Source organism: Paraburkholderia sp. UCT31 (genome assembly GCF_014397655.1).
In the GTDB taxonomy this organism is placed as follows: Bacteria; Pseudomonadota; Gammaproteobacteria; order Burkholderiales; family Burkholderiaceae; genus Paraburkholderia; species Paraburkholderia tuberum.
The window spans coordinates 1-1,952 of sequence record NZ_VZQP01000160.1 but is presented as its reverse complement, the minus strand read 5'-3'; the positions used below and the strand labels follow the sequence as shown (position 1 = coordinate 1,952).

Genomic DNA, 1,952 nt, shown 5'->3' with positions numbered 1-1,952 from the left:
GTTCTAATGGCCAACCGTTGGCTGGTCGGTGGAATCGCCGGCGGCGTGCTCGCCGTGGGCGTGGCCTACGCGTTTATCGCGCCGTCGGTGTACCAGGCCGATATTCTCGTGCAGGTGGAAGACAGCATTCCGACCAGCAGTTCAAAAAGCCCGCTGGGCGACGTCTCCAGCATGTTCGACGTCAAAACAGAGGCGACGGCTGAAATGGAAATCCTGCAGTCGAGAATGGTGGTCGGAAAAGCGGTCGACGATCTGCACCTCGACGTCAGCGCAAAGCCCAGGCGCTTTCCATTGATCGGAGACTGGTTGGGCCGGCAAGCCCGGAGTCTTTCCGAGCCAGGTATCTTTGGATTTGGCGGATATGCATGGGGCGATGAAGCGATCAAGGTGTCCAGCTTCGACGTCCCGGAAGCATTCGAAGGCGAGAAGTTCGTTCTGACGGTTCTGGACGGCGGACGCTACCGGCTGGAGCAGTCCGATCTCAGCGAGCCGATCGAGGGTCGCGTGGGCGAAAAGCTCGACACGAAACTGGCCGATGGCGCGATCACGCTGCAGGTCGATTCGCTGAACGCAAAGCCGGGCACGCAATTCATTCTGGAGAGACAGTCGCGCGACAAGACGGTGGAAAGCCTGCAAAACCGGCTGACGGTCTCGCAGAAGGGTAAAGACAGCGGCATCATCGGCGCGTCGCTGACGGGCTCTGAGCGGCTGCTGACGGCCAGCACGCTCGCCGAAATCGGCAATGCGTATGTTGACCAGAATCTGAAGCGCAAGGCGGCGGAAGCCGAGAAGTCGCTTGCGTTCCTGAGCGAGCAGCTGCCGCAACTCAAGAGCGACCTGGAGCGCGCCGAGGGACGCTATAACGACATGCGCAACCGCATGGGCGTGTTCAATCTGAGTGAGCAGGGCAAGGCCTATCTGGATCAAAGCGTAGCCGCGCAGCGCAGCCTGCTCGAACTGAAGCAGAAGCGCGCGGAGATGGGCGCGATCTACGCGCCGGGTCACCCCGCGATCCAGGCGATCGATCAGCAGATCGGCATGCTGAGCAGCAGGATCGGAAGCTTGTCGCAGCAGGAACAGGCGTTGCCGGACCTGGAGCAGAATGCGGTGCGCCTGACCCGTGACATGAACGTGAACAACGAGCTTTACGTCGGCATGCTGAACAACATGCAACAGCTCAGACTGGTTCGCGCCGGCAAGGTTGGAACGGTGCGGTTGATCGATAACCCGGTGGTGCCGAAAGAGCCGATCAAGCCGAACAAGCTTCTGGTGATTGTCTATGCTGCGTTGGGCGGCCTGATTCTGGGCGTGGGTGCGGCGTTCGGGCGTACGGCGCTGTATCGGGGCGTGACCGACGCGCAGGAGATCGAGGAGCAAACGGGCCTGAACGTCTATGCGAGCGTGCCGCTGTCGCAGGCGAAAGTCGCGCGAATCGGCAAGACGCCGAAGCTGCCCGCTGGCGAGAAGTTCCTGCTGGCGAGCGAGTTTCCGCGCGACCCGTCGATTGAAAGCCTGCGCCGACTCAGAACCGCGCTTCATTTTGCCATGCTGGAATCGGAATCGGGCGACAATCGCGTGCTGCTGACGGGGCCGACGGAACAGGTGGGCAAGTCGTTCCTTTCGGCGAATCTGGCGGCGGTCGTAGCGGCGGCCGGCAAGCGGGTGTTGCTGATCGACGCGGACCTGCGCAAAGGTCATCTCGAGCAATACTTTGGTCTCGACTCGACACCCGGCCTGGCTGACTATCTGTCGTCGGACGTGACGTCCGACCCGGTGATCATGCGTGACGTGCGTCCGGGCCTCGACTTCGTTGCGCGCGGAGCGATACCGGAGAACCCGGCCGAGCTTCTGGTGAGCGAACGCATGCAGCAATTCCTCGCGAAGACGAGCGAATACGATATCGTGCTGATCGACACGCCGCCGGTGCTCGCCGTCTCCGACGCGACCGCGCT

Annotated in this window: 1 protein-coding gene; it reads left to right on the top strand. The window is 62.0% G+C overall.

What is annotated here, in order from left to right:
• Positions 1–1,952, top strand: a 1,952-nt coding sequence (locus F6X40_RS41325) for a GNVR domain-containing protein (protein ID WP_262421755.1), incomplete at both ends; no start/stop codon positions are given.